11 protein-coding genes, 1 other RNA gene and 1 other annotated feature are annotated in these 16,966 nt (G+C 35.0%); of the genes, 11 read left to right on the forward strand and 1 reads right to left on the reverse strand.

Annotated elements, in window-relative coordinates:
- Positions 1 to 96: 96 nt before the first annotated feature.
- The 6 genes from secDF (at position 97) to JOD29_RS01065 (ending at position 9,459) form a co-directional block, all read left to right on the forward strand.
- Positions 97 to 2,364, forward strand: coding sequence for a protein translocase subunit SecDF (secDF, locus tag JOD29_RS01040; RefSeq protein WP_124762257.1), 2,268 nt, complete (start codon positions 97 to 99; stop codon positions 2,362 to 2,364).
- Positions 2,365 to 2,511: 147 nt separating this feature from the next.
- The gene (recJ, locus tag JOD29_RS01045) at positions 2,512 to 4,842 is read left to right on the forward strand and encodes a single-stranded-DNA-specific exonuclease RecJ (protein WP_124762255.1); all 2,331 of its coding nucleotides are present in this window, start codon (positions 2,512 to 2,514) and stop codon (positions 4,840 to 4,842) included.
- A 14-nt stretch (positions 4,843 to 4,856) separates the two neighbouring features.
- The gene (locus JOD29_RS01050) at positions 4,857 to 5,369 is read left to right on the forward strand and encodes an adenine phosphoribosyltransferase (RefSeq protein WP_124762253.1); all 513 of its coding nucleotides are present in this window, start codon (positions 4,857 to 4,859) and stop codon (positions 5,367 to 5,369) included.
- A 313-nt stretch (positions 5,370 to 5,682) separates the two neighbouring features.
- Positions 5,683 to 7,878, forward strand: coding sequence for a RelA/SpoT family protein (locus JOD29_RS01055; RefSeq protein WP_124762251.1), 2,196 nt, complete (start codon positions 5,683 to 5,685; stop codon positions 7,876 to 7,878).
- A gap of 184 nt (positions 7,879 to 8,062) precedes the next feature.
- Positions 8,063 to 8,503 (forward strand): D-aminoacyl-tRNA deacylase, encoded by a 441-nt coding sequence (gene dtd, locus JOD29_RS01060; protein WP_124762249.1) that lies wholly within the window; start codon positions 8,063 to 8,065, stop codon positions 8,501 to 8,503.
- 77 nt (positions 8,504 to 8,580) lie between these two features.
- Positions 8,581 to 9,459 carry a manganese catalase family protein gene (locus JOD29_RS01065; protein ID WP_124762247.1) on the forward strand — a complete coding sequence of 293 codons (879 nt, stop codon included), beginning with the start codon at positions 8,581 to 8,583 and terminating at the stop codon, positions 9,457 to 9,459.
- Between the two features lie 54 nt (positions 9,460 to 9,513).
- Here JOD29_RS01065 and JOD29_RS01070 read toward each other — a convergent pair whose 3' ends face one another.
- On the reverse strand, positions 9,514 to 11,145 hold the full coding sequence (locus JOD29_RS01070) for an N-acetylmuramoyl-L-alanine amidase family protein (protein ID WP_124762245.1): 1,632 nt from the start codon (positions 11,143 to 11,145) through the stop codon (positions 9,514 to 9,516).
- Between the two features lie 258 nt (positions 11,146 to 11,403).
- Positions 11,404 to 11,646: a binding site (T-box leader), on the forward strand.
- Positions 11,647 to 11,760: 114 nt separating this feature from the next.
- Between JOD29_RS01070 and hisS the strand changes: the two genes are divergently transcribed.
- The 5 genes from hisS (at position 11,761) to JOD29_RS01095 (ending at position 16,945) form a co-directional block, all read left to right on the forward strand.
- Complete coding sequence (hisS, locus tag JOD29_RS01075) at positions 11,761 to 13,023, forward strand: histidine--tRNA ligase (protein ID WP_124762243.1); 1,263 nt, start codon at positions 11,761 to 11,763, stop codon at positions 13,021 to 13,023.
- A gap of 34 nt (positions 13,024 to 13,057) precedes the next feature.
- The gene (gene aspS, locus JOD29_RS01080) at positions 13,058 to 14,824 is read left to right on the forward strand and encodes an aspartate--tRNA ligase (protein WP_124762241.1); all 1,767 of its coding nucleotides are present in this window, start codon (positions 13,058 to 13,060) and stop codon (positions 14,822 to 14,824) included.
- Between the two features lie 163 nt (positions 14,825 to 14,987).
- Positions 14,988 to 15,179: non-coding RNA, 6S RNA (gene ssrS / locus JOD29_RS01085), on the forward strand.
- Between the two features lie 178 nt (positions 15,180 to 15,357).
- Positions 15,358 to 16,119 carry a tRNA threonylcarbamoyladenosine dehydratase gene (locus JOD29_RS01090; protein ID WP_124762239.1) on the forward strand — a complete coding sequence of 254 codons (762 nt, stop codon included), beginning with the start codon at positions 15,358 to 15,360 and terminating at the stop codon, positions 16,117 to 16,119.
- A gap of 292 nt (positions 16,120 to 16,411) precedes the next feature.
- Positions 16,412 to 16,945 (forward strand): hypothetical protein, encoded by a 534-nt coding sequence (locus tag JOD29_RS01095; protein ID WP_124762237.1) that lies wholly within the window; start codon positions 16,412 to 16,414, stop codon positions 16,943 to 16,945.
- The last annotated feature ends 21 nt before the right edge of the window (positions 16,946 to 16,966 follow it).

Here is a 16,966-nt window from a genome sequence, read left to right on the forward strand (position 1 = left end):
TTTTTTTAGTATGATTTTTATCATCCTAATAATTACGCTTTTTAACGTTTTATATGTAAAGAATGCGCTTTACATATTACCCGAGGAGGATATTCAATGAAGTTAAAGAGCCGTATTTTTACTTTTGTGCTCATCGTAGTTGTTTTATTTGCTGCAATGGGGGCGACTGTTCAGGGAGTTTTAAAAGATGTAAAACTCGGCTTAGATTTACAAGGTGGTTTTGAGGTTTTATATGAAGTGCAGCCACTTAAAGAAGGTCAAAAAATTACACAGGATGTAGTTACGGATACGACAACTGCACTATCGAATCGTATTAACCAATTTGGAGTTAGTGAACCTAGTATCCAAGTAGAAGGTAAAAATCGAATTCGTGTACAGCTTGCAGGAGTTGACGATCAATCATCTGCTCGTGAACTGTTATCAAGTACGGCTAATTTAACGTTCCGAGATGTAAATGATAACTTATTACTAGACGGTACAGATTTGAAAGAAGGAGGAGCTGCTGCTTCTTTTGATCAACAAAATCGTCCAATCGTTACACTTACATTAAAAGATGCATCTAAATTTGCTGAAGTTACACAAAAAATTTCTGCTATGGGTCAAGGTCAAAATTTAATGGTCGTATGGCTAGATTTTGAAGAAGGTGTAGATTCTTACGCAGCAGAAGCGCAAAAACCAGAACCAAAATTTGTTTCAGCTGCTCAAGTATCTCAAGTATTAAATACGACAGATGTTATGATTAGTGGTAATTTTACAGTTCAAGAGACAAAGGACTTTGCAAGTGTTTTAAATGCAGGGGCATTACCAGTTAAATTAACTGAAATATATTCAACATCTGTTGGTGCTCAATTTGGTGACCAAGCCTTAAAAAGTACTGTTTTCGCAAGTATCATAGGTGTTATTTTAATCTTTATATTCATGCTATTCTACTATCGTTTACCTGGTTTCATTTCGATTATCACGTTAACGGTATTTACTTATTTAGTCTTACTTTTATTTAATGGTATTAATGCCGTTTTAACATTACCGGGAATCGCAGCACTAGTGTTAGGTATAGGGATGGCTGTCGATGCGAACATCTTAACTGCGGAGCGTATACGGGAAGAACTGCGCACTGGTAAATCTGTTAAAGAGGCTTACCATTTAGGTTCAAAACAATCGTTATCTGCAATTGTGGATGCACAATTAACAACTTTACTAGCTGCAGCGGTATTATTTTTCTTTGGTACAAGCTCAGTTAAGGGTTTTGCAACGACTCTGATGATTTCAATTGTCCTAAGTTTTGTGACAGCAGTATGGCTATCACGTATTTTACTAGGTTTACTTGTTAAAAGTGGATATTTTGACAAACCAGGATTATATGGAGTTGGAAAATCAAAAATCCATGATAAATCTGAAGGACTCGAATCGCTTGATTTATCAACAAACTTTGATCGTTTAGATTTTGTTGGAAACCGTAGAAAATTCTATACGATTTCAGCTGTTATATTGATTGTTGGTATTATTATGATTAGCATCTTTAAGTTGAATTTGGGTATAGATTTCTCAAGTGGTACTCGTGTAGAAATTCTTACAAATGAAGCAACTACGCAAGAAGAGATTCATGATTACCTAGATCAAATTGGCTTCCCATCAGATAAAATTATTATTTCTGGAGAAGAACAAAATACGGCGGTTGTTACTTACAAAGATGACCTAAATCAAAAGGAAATCCTTGACTTTAAAGCAAAAGTTATGAAAGATTACGGTCATGAACCTAGTGTAAGTACAGTATCTCCAACAGTAGGTCGTGAATTGGTTAAAAATGCTATTTATGCGTTGGCTATTGCAGCTTTAGGGATTATCATTTATGTTGCTTTCCGATTTGAATGGAGAATGGGTGTTGGTGCGATCGCGTCTTTAATCCATGACGTATTCTTTATGGTAGCAATCTTTAGTGTATTCCGTTTAGAGGTTGATATTACGTTTATTGCGGCAATCTTAACCATTGTAGGTTACTCAATCAATGATACAATTGTTACGTTTGACCGTATTCGTGAAAATATTGATCGAAAAGGGGTTATTTCAACTAAGGAAGAACTTGCTGAAATTGTTAATAAATCCTTACGACAAACAATGTCACGTTCAATAAATACGGTGCTAACTGTAATCATTGTGGTAGTCGCGTTATTAATTTTAGGCGCGCCAGCCATTCAAAACTTCTCAATTGCCTTATTAATTGGGTTAATAACTGGTATGTATTCATCTATCTGTATAGCTGCTCAAATTTGGTATACATTAAAATCACGTGAGATGAAGAAAAAAGGAACAGTAGTAGAGAAAAAAGAGAAAAAACAATGGGGTACAGACGAGCCGATGGTATAATCGAACCGTGTTAAGTAAAGCAGGATACATCATTATGTATCCTGCTTTATTATTTTGCAAAACTAATGTAAATATTTAAATAATAGTATAAGTGTCCTATTACATATAGAAATCTTGTATAATGAACTTCGTAAAGGGAGTGACAACATGATTGAATCGAAGAAAAATTGGGTTGTTCAACGACCAAATATAGATACTGTAAAGAAATTATCGAATGAGTTAAATATATCTACCATCGCTGCAAAAATATTAGCAGCTAGAGGGTTTGAACATGCTGATACTGCAAAAATGATGTTAAAAATAAATGCAAATGATTTACACGATCCATTTCTACTAAATGGAATGCAAGAGGCTGTAGAGCGTATTGAACAAGCACTTGAAAATGAAGAGAAGATATTAGTTTATGGTGACTATGATGCGGATGGAATTACAAGCACGACTGTAATGATGAATGCATTACTGGATTTAGGTGCAGACGTAGACTTTTGTATTCCAAATCGCTTTACCCATGGATATGGGCCACATGAAGAATTATTTAGAAAAGCACATGAAGATGGAGTGCAACTAATTATTACTGTCGATAATGGAATCAGTGGAATTGAGCCAATCCGTCTCGCGAAAGAACTAGGAATGGATGTAATTGTAACAGATCACCACGAAGCAAGTGATATTTTGCCGCCTGCTGATATTATTATTCATCCTCGAGTGCCTGAAAATCATTATCCCTTTGGAGAATTAGCTGGTGTCGGTGTTGCTTTTAAATTAGCTCATGCTCTATATGGGGAAATTCCTGATCATTTATTTGAGTTTGTTGCGATAGGAACAGTAGCAGATTTAGTTCCTTTAGAAGGTGAAAATCGCTATTTAGTACAAAAAGGAATCGAACAGTTGAAATATTCATCAAATCCTTGGATCAGTGCTCTTTGTGAAGTAACTGGAGTTAATCAACGTGAAATCGACGAGGATACTATTGGTTTTTATTTCGGTCCTCGCCTGAATGCGATAGGCCGTTTAGGAGATGCAGCACCTGGAGTTCATTTCTTAATGAGTGAGAATAGTTTGTATGCAACTGAAGGGGCTAAACTATTAAACTTAAAAAATGCTGAACGAAAAGATATTGTAAAATCAATTACTGAAGAAGCGATTGCACTAATCGAATCTAATGAAGAAATCAATCATTCACTTGTTTTAGTTGTAGCAAAAGAGGGTTGGAATCCAGGGGTAATAGGCATCGTTGCTTCTCGTCTTGTAGAAAAGTATTACCGACCAACTATTGTTCTATCACTTGATTATGAAAAAGGAACTGCCAAAGGATCAGCAAGAAGTATCGAAGGATTCCATATGTTTAATGAACTTACTAAAAATCGAGATATTTTACCTCATTTCGGAGGACATCCAATGGCAGCAGGGATGACGTTCCCATTAGAATATGTCGATGAATTACGTAGTCGCCTTCATTTACAAGCAAGTGAATGTTTAACAACTGAATTATTAACACCTAAACTATTTATAGATATTCCATTAGAGTTAAGTGAAATTTCTGTAGAAGCAATTGAAGAAGTAAAAAAATTAGGTCCATTTGGCGTTGGATTTTCAAAACCAACTTATGCATTGCAAAATGTAAAAGTTGGATCGATGCGTAAAATTGGTGCTGGAGAAAACCATATAAAAATGGAATTAAAAGATGAGTATGGTTCAATTGATGCGATTGGTTTTAACCAAGGAAATTTACATGATGAAATCTCTTATGACGTACAATTGTCATTCGTTGGTGATTTGCAAATCAATGAATGGCAAGGAAGAAAAAAGCCTCAATTTATGATTTCAGACGTTCAAACAGATGAATGGCAATTGTTTGATTATCGTGGAAAAGTCCATAGTAAATGGTTAGATTCGATTCCAAAAGATAAAACTACTTTTATTGCATTTAATAATGAAACAATTAGTTACTACCAATCATCGATTCATACACCGATAAAATTGGTGGATTCTAATGCTTTAAACAGTGAGTTTTCACCTTTTATTGTGTTACTTGATTTACCAAAGACTTCTATTCATTTAGAAAAAACAATTGAACAAATTAAACCCAAAAGAATTTATGCGCATTTCTATACACCTGAGTCACAGTACTTTAATGGAATGCCATCAAGACAACATTTTGGTTGGTATTATACATTTCTTAAAAAAAGACCAAACTTTAATTTACAGGCACATATTGATCAATTGTCAAAACATATTGGATTAAATGAAGAAATTTTAAAATTTATGACAAACGTGTTTTTTGATCTCGATTTTGTTACAATAGAAAATGGTCTGACTTCAGTCAACGTCAACGCACCGAAACGTGACTTGACAGAAGCACCTACATATCAAAACCGTGTAGAACAACTAGAAATGGAACAAAAATTATTATATTCAACTTTTTCAGAGTTAAAACAATGGTTTGATGTACGAATGAAGGAATATAGCTATTCCTAAGGAGGATTTTTTTAATGGATTTAAAAGAATATGTTACAACAGTAGAAAACTGGCCGAAAGAAGGAATCAGTTTTAAAGATATCACAACAATAATGGATAATGGCCCAGCTTTTAAATATGCAGTTGATAAAATTGTTGAATTTGCAAAAGAGGTAGGAGCTGAAATCATAGTGGGTCCTGAAGCTCGCGGATTTATTATTGGATGCCCAGTTGCATATGCACTTGAAGCAGGTTTTGCCCCAGTTCGTAAAGAAGGGAAATTACCTCGAGAAGTTGTACGTGTAGAATATGGTCTAGAGTATGGTTCTGATGTTCTAACAATGCATAAAGATGCTGTTAAACCTGGGCAAAAAGCGTTAATTGTTGATGATTTACTAGCAACAGGTGGCACAGTGGATGCAACTATCCAATTAATTAATAAATTAGGTGGAGAAGTTGTTGGCTGTGCATTTATTATCGAATTAGAAGATTTAAAAGGTCGCGAAAAAATTGGTAATTATCCAATCAAAACCTTAATTGAATATTAATAAAAGGGGGCTTATCTTTTGGATAGGTCCCTTCTTCAAAAATGGAACTTTGAAATTGAAAGTACCTAGCTGCAAACAAGCATCTCCTAGATTACCTCAAAACAACTGTCGATTTCAAAAAAAAGAGTTACATGTCTTTTTCCGCTATTCTCATAAATTGTCATATAATGGTCACAAATTGTGTACAAATTGTGCGGTTTTAAATTGTTTCTTAAACTCTTTATCAACTTACCTTTACATTCAATACATATTTTTTATAAAATTAAATTTATATAACTTTTCGAAAATATTTAATTAGCAAGGTGGACAACGAATGGCGAAAGAGCAAATTTTGACGCCCGAAGATGTATTCGCGAAAGTCAAATTATATATGAACGATGAACATGTCGATTTTGTCAAAAAAGCATATGAAGTTGCAAAAGAAGCTCATAAAGAACAGCTCCGTAGTTCAGGTGAACCTTATATTATTCATCCAATTCAGGTTGCAGGAATTTTAGCAGAGCTTCAAATGGATCCGGAAACAGTTTCAGCGGGTTTCCTTCACGATGTCGTGGAAGATACTACGGTTACTAGAGAAGATTTAGTTCGTGAATTTAACGAAGAAGTTGCGATGCTAGTAGACGGTGTTACAAAGCTTGGGAAGATTAAATACCTGTCGAAAAAAGAGCAACAGGCTGAAAATCATAGAAAAATGTTTATTGCGATGGCTCAAGATATACGTGTTATTTTAATTAAGTTAGCTGACCGTCTTCACAATATGCGTACATTAAAACATTTATCTGCTGAAAAACAACGTAGAATATCAAATGAAACGTTAGAAATTTTTGCGCCTCTTGCTCACCGTCTGGGAATTTCAAAAATAAAATGGGAGCTTGAAGATACAGCTTTACGTTATTTAAACCCTCAACAATATTATCGTATTGTAAGTCTTATGAAAAGAAAACGTGTTGAACGAGAAGCTTACTTAGATAGTGTCATGAAAGAAATTAATGTACAGCTTGAAGACGTTGAGATTGATGCGGATATCTATGGACGCCCAAAACATATTTACAGCATTTATCGTAAAATGGTTCTTCAAAATAAGCAGTTTAATGAAATTTATGATTTATTAGCTGTGAGGATATTAGTTGATAGTATAAAAGATTGTTATGCAGTTCTTGGAATTGTCCATACGTTATGGAAACCAATGCCAGGTCGTTTTAAAGATTACATTGCAATGCCAAAACAAAACCTATATCAATCGCTGCATACAACAGTCATCGGTCCATACGGAGATCCTTTAGAAGTACAAATACGCACTAAAGAAATGCATCAGATTGCTGAGTACGGGATTGCGGCTCATTGGGCCTATAAAGAAGGTAAATCCGTTAACACCAATAAAGAGAGTCTTGATCAAAAACTGACTTGGTTCCGTGAAATATTAGAATTCCAAAATGAATCTTCGAACGCTGAAGAATTTATGGAATCCTTAAAATTTGACCTATTTTCTGATATGGTGTATGTCTTTACACCAAAAGGAGAAGTGATCGAATTACCTGCTGGTTCAGTACCGATTGATTTTGCTTATCGTGTCCACTCTGAAGTTGGTAATCGAACAATTGGTGCAAAAGTGAATGGTAAGATGGTTCCGTTAGATACACCATTAAAAACAGGGGATATTATAGAAATCCTTACATCTAAGCAATCATTTGGTCCGAGTCGTGACTGGTTAAAACTTGCTCAATCTTCACAAGCAAAAAATAAAATTAAGAATTTCTTTAAAAAGCATTTACGTGAAGATAATGTCGTTAAAGGTAAAGACATGGTTGAGAAAGAAATTAAGGCACAAGACTTTGAATTAAAAGAAGTTCTTACAACTGAAAATATTAAACGCGTGATGGATAAATTCAATTATACAAATGAAGATGACTTGTATGCTGCTGTAGGTGTTGGTGGTATCACAGCTCAGCAAATAGTGAACCGTCTTGCAGAGAAAATGCGTAAAGAACGTGAGCAAGAAGAAGCGTTTGAAAAAATTGTTAAAGAAATGTCTAGTCCTACACAGAAAAAGCGTACTGAATCAGGTGTCATTGTTAAAGGGGTTGATAATTTATTAATTAGATTATCACGTTGCTGTACACCTGTCCCTGGTGATGAAATCGTTGGGTTTATTACTAAGGGACGTGGAGTTTCTGTGCACCGCGCGGATTGTCCGAATGTTCAAGAGGGAGAAAATGAAAATCGCCTAATTGAAGTTGAATGGGAGCACGGTCAAATAGTTGAGCGAAAAGAATATCCTGTTGATATTGAAGTATCCGCTTTTGATCGACCTGGAATCTTAAATGACGTTATGCAGGCAGTGAGTGAAGCTAAAACAAATATATTAGCTGTTTCAGGAAGAGCGGATCGAGATAAAATTGCAACAATCCATTTAACGATTTCTATTTCTAATATTTCTGGATTGCATAAAGTTGTTGAACGTATTAAACAATTGCCAGATATATATTCAGTACAACGAGTGATTAATTAGTAATATAAAACTCATCAGTGTGGGGTTTTTCTTACCCCCCGCTGATTGTTGTTTTTACAGACACTTAACTCCACTTGAAATTGGGTGTCTTACAACGTACAGGACGTACTATTGACGACGTTGTCACGGACGTGGCGAATTTTGTCGGCAGTCCGATAATACGGGATAAAATGAGGTATTAATTATGAAAGTAGTTATTCAACGAAGTAAGCAAGCTTCAGTTACAGTAGACGGAAATATTACTGGAGCAATTGATCAAGGTTATGTTCTATTAGTTGGAATTACTCATACAGATACAATTGAAGATATACAGTATGTTGCAAAAAAAGTGGCTGAACTCCGCTTATGGGAAGATGAAGACGGGAAAATGAATCATTCCATATTAGAACATGGTGGCGATATTTTATCTGTTTCACAGTTTACTTTATACGCTGAAACGAAAAAAGGAAGAAGACCAAGCTTTATAGAAGCAGCAAGACCGGAAGTAGCAAAGCCATTATGGGAAGATTTTAATGAAGCTTTAAGAAGTCTTGGGTTAAAAGTTGAAACTGGTATTTTTGGTGCAATGATGGACGTTTCACTTATTAACGATGGTCCTGTTACAATTATTTTAGAATCAAAATAAACTCCAATCTCTATTTAAAAGTATTAGCTGCCTCCTTACTGTCATAAGTTACAAATGACAGTATAGGGGGTGTCTTTTTGTTCCAACGAGTTAACTATTTACCAATCGAATTACCGGAAGTTCAATCTGGTGATTTAATCTCTGCTTCTATTGTCCAAGAATTAATAAAGGGAAAATCAGGAGAAATAAACAAACTAAATACGTATATGTTTCAAGCAATGAATTTTCGAGAAAAAATGAAATTGAAGCCATTCTATGATCTACTTGCAAGTATTACAGCTGAACAACTAGGCCTTGTAGAATTAATGGTCTCTGCATTTAATTTACTTAATGTGGGGACAAGTTTCAGAGAAGAAACAGAATTTTCACAGCTTCAACACGAAAATGAAAAAAATCCAACAAAAAAATTATATCTATACAATGATTCAGTAGGAAATCCACTGAGTGGAGAATTGGTCTATTCTACAGGTAATTTAACTCTTGATTTACAACATGTTTTCTTTTTAGCAAATAGTTCTCACAAGGAAAAAATGATGGCTTATGAAAGGGCTACCCATCCTGTTTTTAGGGAAGTGATTGGTTATTTACTTGTTCGTGAAGGTGCCCATATTATGGCATTCGCAAAAGCAATTGAGATGGCAACTGGTGTGAATGTTGCAAAGATGTTACCTATCCCTATAACAGAACATCATGTATTTGAAGCAGCTCGAAAGTATGAAGAACGTGGAGATGGCCATGTATTGTATACGTGGAATTATGTGGGTGATTATCGGGATATCGATAAAATTTGGAAAGGACTTCATCCGGAAACTGGACAACCCTTAGTTGTTCTAGAAGGCATACCAGAAGAACGGGGCAAAGTACCAAATATGAAGGAGTTACAAGATGAGTATTCACCGGGCATAAGTGCAGATGAATACCAAAATATATTGAAAAGATTGCTTTCAAAAGGGTAAGGGAAAGTACTTAAATAGAATAATGGGCGACTCGTATCATGAGTCGCCCATTTCTTATTCTTCTAACTGTGCATCGAAGTAGTTAAGGATACCTTGATAAATCCCTAGAGAAGCTTGTTCCCTATAGTAATCTGTTGTTACAGTTCGTTCTTCACTGGGATTACTTAAATACCCTAACTCAATTAAGATTGCATTTTGACGGTTTTCTCGAGTTACTAAATAGTTACCTGGCTGTACGCCTCGGTCTCTAATATCTACCTTTTTTGCAAGTCCATCGTGTACGTATTCTGCAAGCTCTTGTTGGTATCCGTTTGTATAATAAGTTGTGAAACCAGAAACAGAACTATCATCTGTTGCATCATAATGTATACTAATAAAAGCATCCGCGTTGTACTGGTGTGAGATGGAAACACGTTTACGCAAATCAACGTAGACATCAGATTCACGAGTTAAATATACAGTCGCTCCTGCGGCTCTTAGTTTCGCTTTTAAGAATTCGACAGTTTTCAGATTTATATCCTTTTCTTTCGTGCCTCGTATACCGGTAGTCCCATGATCATTTCCTCCATGACCTGGGTCGATGACAATTGTTACACCTTTTAATGTCCCTTTCTTACGCTCTTCTTGAGTTTCCTGTTGGGTACTAGTATGGGCATCTGTAGAAACAACCCAACTCGCAACATAAGCGGGCTCATTATTTACTTTTACCTTATACCAATCGCCCTCCAGTGAAATGATTGGGAAGGTTTCACCAGCATTTGCATGTGCAACAATGTTGGATGATGTTGAAGCTTCACTACGTAGGTTTGTCCCATTGTAAATAATTGTAACTGTTTCATTTTCGGAAGATGAAGAGGATGAAGGTTCGTCTTTCGTAGACTCATTTGCTGCTTTTACTTGAGTGGAAAAAGAACCATAAAAACTATATATCCATCCTACTGTTCCATCCTTTGATTTAATTTGAACCCAATTATTTTCACGGTCTAAAACTTCATATTGCTCTCCTTTATAAATGACACCAAGTTTTTTAGAAGAAAGATTTGAAGACTTTCGTACATTCACTGCATCAACTATCACAGTAAACGTATTCGGATCCGTTTCTACTAAAGTGGAGTCGTTTATCTGTTCATCTTCTGTTTCTTTAGAAGAGGAAGGGGATTGCTCAGATTTTTGTTCCTCCACAATGATAGATATATAATTACTTGAAACCCAACCATTCATGCCATTATAGTTAATTTCAGTCCAGTCGTTTTGTACTTGAATTACGTTTACTTCATCACCTGAAGATAGCTGACCTAATACCGGTCCTGACAGAGAAGGTTCAGAACGAATATTTAGATGATCTACTTGTGAAATCCCTGTACTAGCATTGGGAACTTCTTCTGTCTGACCCTGTTGTTTTGATGTGAGCCATGAAGCAACCCAACCTTCTTGGCCATCAATTGAAACATGGTACCAATCATCCTGCTTTTCAATAAATGTAAGCTCCTGTCCTTTTACTAATGTAGTTAGAATCGGATAGGATAATCCGGGCCCATCACGTAGGTACAAAAGTTCTGCTGAAACGATTAACCCTGTAGATTCAGGGTTAGAAGCAAAAGCATTATTTGAACCATATATATACGGAACGGAAATGGAAACAAATAACATTAATGTCATAATACCTGCTATTATTTTGTTTTTCATCTTTTGCTCCTCTCTGAAAAGTTTTAGTAATCTAGGTAGAATTTAGATTATTTCGAGTCTACTATATTGTAAAAGGATTCCTAATATAAAATCCATAGTTTTTTATATCTAGTTTATATGAGTTTAGTAGGGAAATTGGTTTGTTTGAAGATATTCAACAACTTTGTCCCATTTAAATTTTTGTATTGTTAAAATTAAATTGAAAATAGTTGACAACTTTATAGGACATATTTAAGATTAGATAGAATGAAAAAAAGTAAAACGCTTACGACCAAGAAAGTAGCAATTACCACTTCTGAATAGAGAGGGAAAGACATAGGCTGAAATCTTTCCTACAGTAAGTAATCGTGAAAAACACTTGAGAGGCTTTCCTTCGAACTGTCAAAGACACGAGTAGGGGGAAACGGAATCGGCCGTTATCCGACAAATGAAGAGGGTGTACTTAATTGTACATCAACTAGGGTGGAACCGCGGAAGAATTTACAAGCTTTCGTCCCTTGCTGTATAAGCAGGGGATGAAGGCTTTTTTTATTTTACTTAATGTCGCTGAATAACAAACATCGCCCTAGCTAATGTGATTAGCGTAATTATTGAATTAGAGGAAGGAGACTATAAATGAGTTTTAAGGTACCAAGAGGAACGCAAGACATATTACCTGAACAGACACCGAAATGGCAAAAGGTCGAATCCATCATGAGAGAGCTTTGTCGTGTTTATCGTTACAAAGAAATTCGTACACCAATCTTTGAACAAACTGAGTTGTTCCAACGTGGTGTGGGTGATACTACTGACATTGTTCAAAAAGAAATGTACACATTTGAAGACCGTGGAGGACGTTCATTAACATTACGTCCTGAAGGAACTGCATCAGCGGTTCGTTCATTTGTGGAACATAAAATGTTTGGATTACCAGATCAACCAATTAAACTTTCATATGTAGGCCCAATGTTCCGATATGAGCGTCAACAAGCAGGACGCTATCGCCAGTTCGTGCAATTTGGTGTAGAGGCTATTGGAAGTGCAGATCCTGCAATTGATGCTGAAGTGATATCTCTAGCGATGGATATTTATCAATCAGTTGGATTAAAAGACCTAAAACTAGTAATAAACTCGCTAGGTGATAAAGAAACTCGAGATTCACACAGAACAGCATTAATTAATCATTTTAAACCTAGTATCGAAGAATTTTGCTCTGACTGCCAAAAACGTTTAGAGAAAAACCCATTACGTATTTTAGATTGTAAAATAGATCATGAGCATCCGTTAATGGAATCTGCACCAGCATTAACAGAGTATTTAACTGAAGCTTCTGCTCAATACTTTGCCGAAGTAAAAAAATATCTTGAGATTCTTGGTATTGAATATGTAGTCGATCCAAACTTAGTGCGTGGATTAGATTATTATAATCACACTGCATTTGAAATTATGAGTACTTCAAAAGGATTTGGGGCAATTACTACATTATGTGGTGGGGGTCGATACAACGGATTAGTCGAAGATATCGGTGGACCTGATGTTCCTGGAATTGGATTTGCAATGTCAATAGAACGTCTACTTCTTGCATTAGAAGCAGAGGGTGTAGAGCTTGATGTAGAAGATGGATTAGATGTATACGTAATTGCAATGGGAGAAGCTGCAAAGCAAAAAGCAGTAGAATTATTAAGTTCATTCCGTACAAAAGGAATTTCAGCAGATATGGATTATATTGATCGCAAAATGAAAGCGCAAATGAAATCTGCTGACCGACTTGGTGCAAAATATGTTATTGTCATCGGTGATACTGAACTTGAAGAAAGTGCAGTAAATGTGAAAGAAATGGAATCAGGAAACCAAGAAAAAGTTGCATTCCATGATTTAGTTAATTACTTACAAAAATAAATTACTTTTTAGATTCATACTGGAGGAAAGACAAATGGTACAAAGAACGCATGCTTGCGGTGAAATCACTGAACAACATGTAGGTGAGAAAGTAGTATTAAAAGGTTGGGTACAAAGACGTCGTGATTTAGGTGGACTTATTTTTGTCGATGTTCGTGACAGAACAGGAATCGTTCAAGTTGTATTTGGCGATGATGCACCTGAAGCTCTTCAATTAGCTGATAAAATTCGTAGTGAATACGTAATAGAAATTGAAGGGGAAATTATTCTTCGTGATGAGAGTCAAGTTAACCCTAATATTAGTACAGGTAAAATTGAAGTGGTTGCCTCATCAATTCAAATTATTAATGAAGCGAAAACACCACCTTTTGCAATTGAAGATAAAGTAGAAGTTGGTGAAGATCTACGTTTAAAATATCGCTATTTAGATTTACGTCGCCCAGCAATGTATAACACTTTCAAGCTTCGTTCTGATATTACTCGTTCAATTCGTAACTTTTTACAAAATGAAGGTTTCTTAGAAGTAGAAACGCCAATCTTAACAAAATCAACACCTGAAGGCGCACGTGACTATTTAGTACCATCACGTGTACACGAAGGAGAATTTTATGCGTTACCACAATCACCACAATTATTTAAACAATTATTAATGGTTTCTGGTTTTGAAAAGTACTTCCAAATCGCACGTTGTTTCCGTGATGAAGACTTACGTGCTGATCGTCAACCAGAATTTACACAAGTGGACATTGAAACTTCATTTATGTCAATGGATGACATTATTGAAATGAATGAACGTTTAATCCAAACAGTTATGAAAGAAGCTAAAGGAATTGATGTTCAATTACCATTCCAACGCATGTCATATAAAGAAGCGATGGCTCGTTTTGGTTCAGATAAACCAGATGTACGCTTCGGATTGGAATTAGTTCAACTTTCAGAGATCGTAAAAGATTCTTCATTTAAAGTATTTACTGCAGCTGTTGAATCTGGCGGAGAAGTAAAAGCAATCAATGTAAAGGCAAATGCCGACAAGTATACTCGTAAAGATATTGATGCCTTAACTGAATTTGCTAGTATTTACGGTGCAAAAGGATTAGCTTGGATTAAAGTTACAGAAGAAGGATTTACTGGTCCAATTGCAAAATTCTTTGTAGGTCAGATCGTAGAAGACATTATGAAAGCAACTGATGCAGCACCTGGCGACTTATTATTATTTGTTGCAGATCAATCTTCAGTTGTAGCCGCAGCACTTGGTGCATTGCGCTCTAAACTTGGAAAAGAACTTGGTTTAATTGATGAATCAATCTATGCTTTCCTTTGGATTACAGATTGGCCATTACTTGAATACGATGAAGAAGCAGGCCGCTACACTGCAGCTCACCATCCATTTACACGTCCATTTGATGAAGATATTGAAAAAATGGATACAAATCCATCAGAAGTTCGCGCGCAAGCATATGATATCGTTTTAAATGGCTATGAACTTGGTGGAGGTTCACTTCGTATATTCGAACGTGACTTACAAGAAAAAATGTTCGAATTACTAGGCTTTAGTAAAGAAGATGCACAAGAACAATTTGGATTCTTATTAGAAGCATTCGAATATGGAGTTCCACCACATGGAGGTCTTGCATTCGGTCTTGACCGCTTTGTTATGTTACTTGCTGGTCGTAATAACTTACGTGATACGATTGCATTCCCTAAAACTGCTACAGCAAGTGATTTATTAACGTCTGCGCCAAGTGAAGTATCAGATGCTCAATTAAAAGAATTAAATTTAACTGTAAAAAAATATAGCTAACTAAACCTTAAACTAATGCAGAAAATCACAATCAGTTGTGATTTTCTGTTTTTTTAGTTTTAATTTTGTATAGCCATCAACAAGTAAGAAAATAAATTTTTTATAATTTTTTATATTAATTGTATTGAATTTTCTGATAATTGATGATATTATTTATTTAACGCGAATCCTGAAGTGTTTGTGAATGCTCTAATAATAGTTTTGACCGAACAATAAATCGTTGGGAGTCCATATTTTGGTTTGGCAAACAAGCCCTGCACACTATAAGAGGGACGTTTAAAGAATTGAAGCGGACACCCCCCTGCAAGGGCTGCGGGTTCAAAACGTCTGGCAATGCGGCACAATCGGGATTCGCCCTAATATTAAAAAATACATATAAAAAAGTGTTCTATAACGGGCACTTTTTTCTTTTTGTCTTTCGGAAAGTGTGAATAATCAAGTCCTGTAACCCAAAGTCCACTTTCCCCTTGCGGAGTAGTTTTTTCAAGTGTTATAATTCCGAGTATGAAAATTAGAATGCGAGGCAAAAGATTATGTTACATCAATTTTCAAGAAACGAACTAGCTATTGGAAAAGAAGGACTTGAAAAATTAAAGAGTAAAACGGTCGCAATATTGGGAGTGGGTGGAGTAGGCTCCTTTGCTGCTGAAGCATGCGCAAGAAGTGGAATTGGACGGATTATTTTAGTCGATAAAGATAATGTTGATATTACTAACGTAAACCGTCAACTTGTTGCTTATCTTTCTACAGTCGGAAGATCCAAATCAACTATTATGAAGGAACGTATTGCTGATATTAATCCAGAATGTGAAGTAATTGATATGCAAATGTTCTATACAGAAGAAACGTATGAGGAATTTTTCGATAAAGGAATCGATTATGTGATTGATGCTTCAGATACAGTAATGTATAAAATTCACTTAATGAAGGAATGTTTAAAACGTAATATTCCAATTATCTCAAGCATGGGTGCAGCTAATAAAATGGATCCAACACGATTCAAAATCGCGGATATTTCTGAAACTCATACAGATCCACTAGCAAAAGTCATCCGTACAAAGCTTCGAAAAGAAGGAATTAAAAAAGGTGTAATGGTTGTATTTTCAGATGAATCACCAATTGTTGTTAGAGAAGATGTAGTTGGCGAAGTTGGGAATCCAAATGCTACTATTCGTAAAGCAAAGATGCCACCGTCATCAAACGCTTTCGTTCCATCTGTAGCTGGATTAATTGCCGCTAGCTGGGTAATAAATGACATTCTTAAAGATATAAAAATAAACAGAGTACAACAATAATCTTTTGGTAGCAAAATCAAGAGTTGTGATTTTGCTACTTTTTATTTTCTTATAAACTGTTAAAAATTACATTAAATTTTTTCATAAATATTATATTGAAATAATTATTGTGTTGAAAATTTTTATATTAATAGATTAAATATTGTTTATTTATGTTCGGAATATTGTAGAAAATGATTCAAATCAGCAATCATATTTCAATTTTTGCGTTATTTTCTATATTCGGAATAATGTTCTAGTGATTATTGGTATAGTAAACATATAGCCAACCGGGAAAAGGGGAGTGAGATAATTGGTTTTAACGATTGAAATTAAAAACAATCTTTTAAATGTATCTCAACTGCAAGAAAAGATGGAAGAAGTAATATTTGATAATATTGATACTTCGCAAAACTGGAAAAAAGCCTATCATGATTTAGATGTACTATTTAACCAACTTGTTTCTTATTATAAAAACTATGTAGAACAAAATGATGGGAAATTACCTAAGTCGAATTTATACTGGGCATTATTTATGGATATAGCTGCACGTTTAATGTATTTTAGAGCCCTTTCGAAAAAGAATTTAGTTAATTTAAATGATTTATCAGAAAAAGAGAATGTTTTATTACTATTAAAGAATGCTGTGAATTGTCTCTCAAACGTTCAAAAAAGAAATAAAGAACTCTTAGAAGAAATTAGTCAAACTTATGAAGAAATAGATTTAATGGATGGAGCTAAGGGGAATTTTAAGAAATTTTATTATTCTCAAGACTACCAATTAGATGAATGCTTAGTAGCGTTTTATGAACTGCACATCGGAACAAAAGCAGATACTATAAATTAAAATTTTAGCAAAGATAGACAA

This window comes from Lysinibacillus composti (assembly GCF_016908465.1).
GTDB lineage: Bacteria > Bacillota > Bacilli > Bacillales_A > Planococcaceae > Ureibacillus > Ureibacillus composti_A.

Coding starts and splice junctions, on each gene's coding strand:
- secDF (WP_124762257.1), top strand. CDS start 97: ATGAAGTTAAAGAGCCGTATTTTTACTTTTGTGCTCATCGTAGTTGTT.
- recJ (WP_124762255.1), top strand. CDS start 2,512: ATGATTGAATCGAAGAAAAATTGGGTTGTTCAACGACCAAATATAGAT.
- JOD29_RS01050 (WP_124762253.1), top strand. CDS start 4,857: ATGGATTTAAAAGAATATGTTACAACAGTAGAAAACTGGCCGAAAGAA.
- JOD29_RS01055 (WP_124762251.1), top strand. CDS start 5,683: ATGGCGAAAGAGCAAATTTTGACGCCCGAAGATGTATTCGCGAAAGTC.
- dtd (WP_124762249.1), top strand. CDS start 8,063: ATGAAAGTAGTTATTCAACGAAGTAAGCAAGCTTCAGTTACAGTAGAC.
- JOD29_RS01070 (WP_124762245.1), bottom strand. CDS start 11,145: ATGAAAAACAAAATAATAGCAGGTATTATGACATTAATGTTATTTGTT.
- hisS (WP_124762243.1), top strand. CDS start 11,761: ATGAGTTTTAAGGTACCAAGAGGAACGCAAGACATATTACCTGAACAG.
- aspS (WP_124762241.1), top strand. CDS start 13,058: ATGGTACAAAGAACGCATGCTTGCGGTGAAATCACTGAACAACATGTA.
- JOD29_RS01090 (WP_124762239.1), top strand. CDS start 15,358: ATGTTACATCAATTTTCAAGAAACGAACTAGCTATTGGAAAAGAAGGA.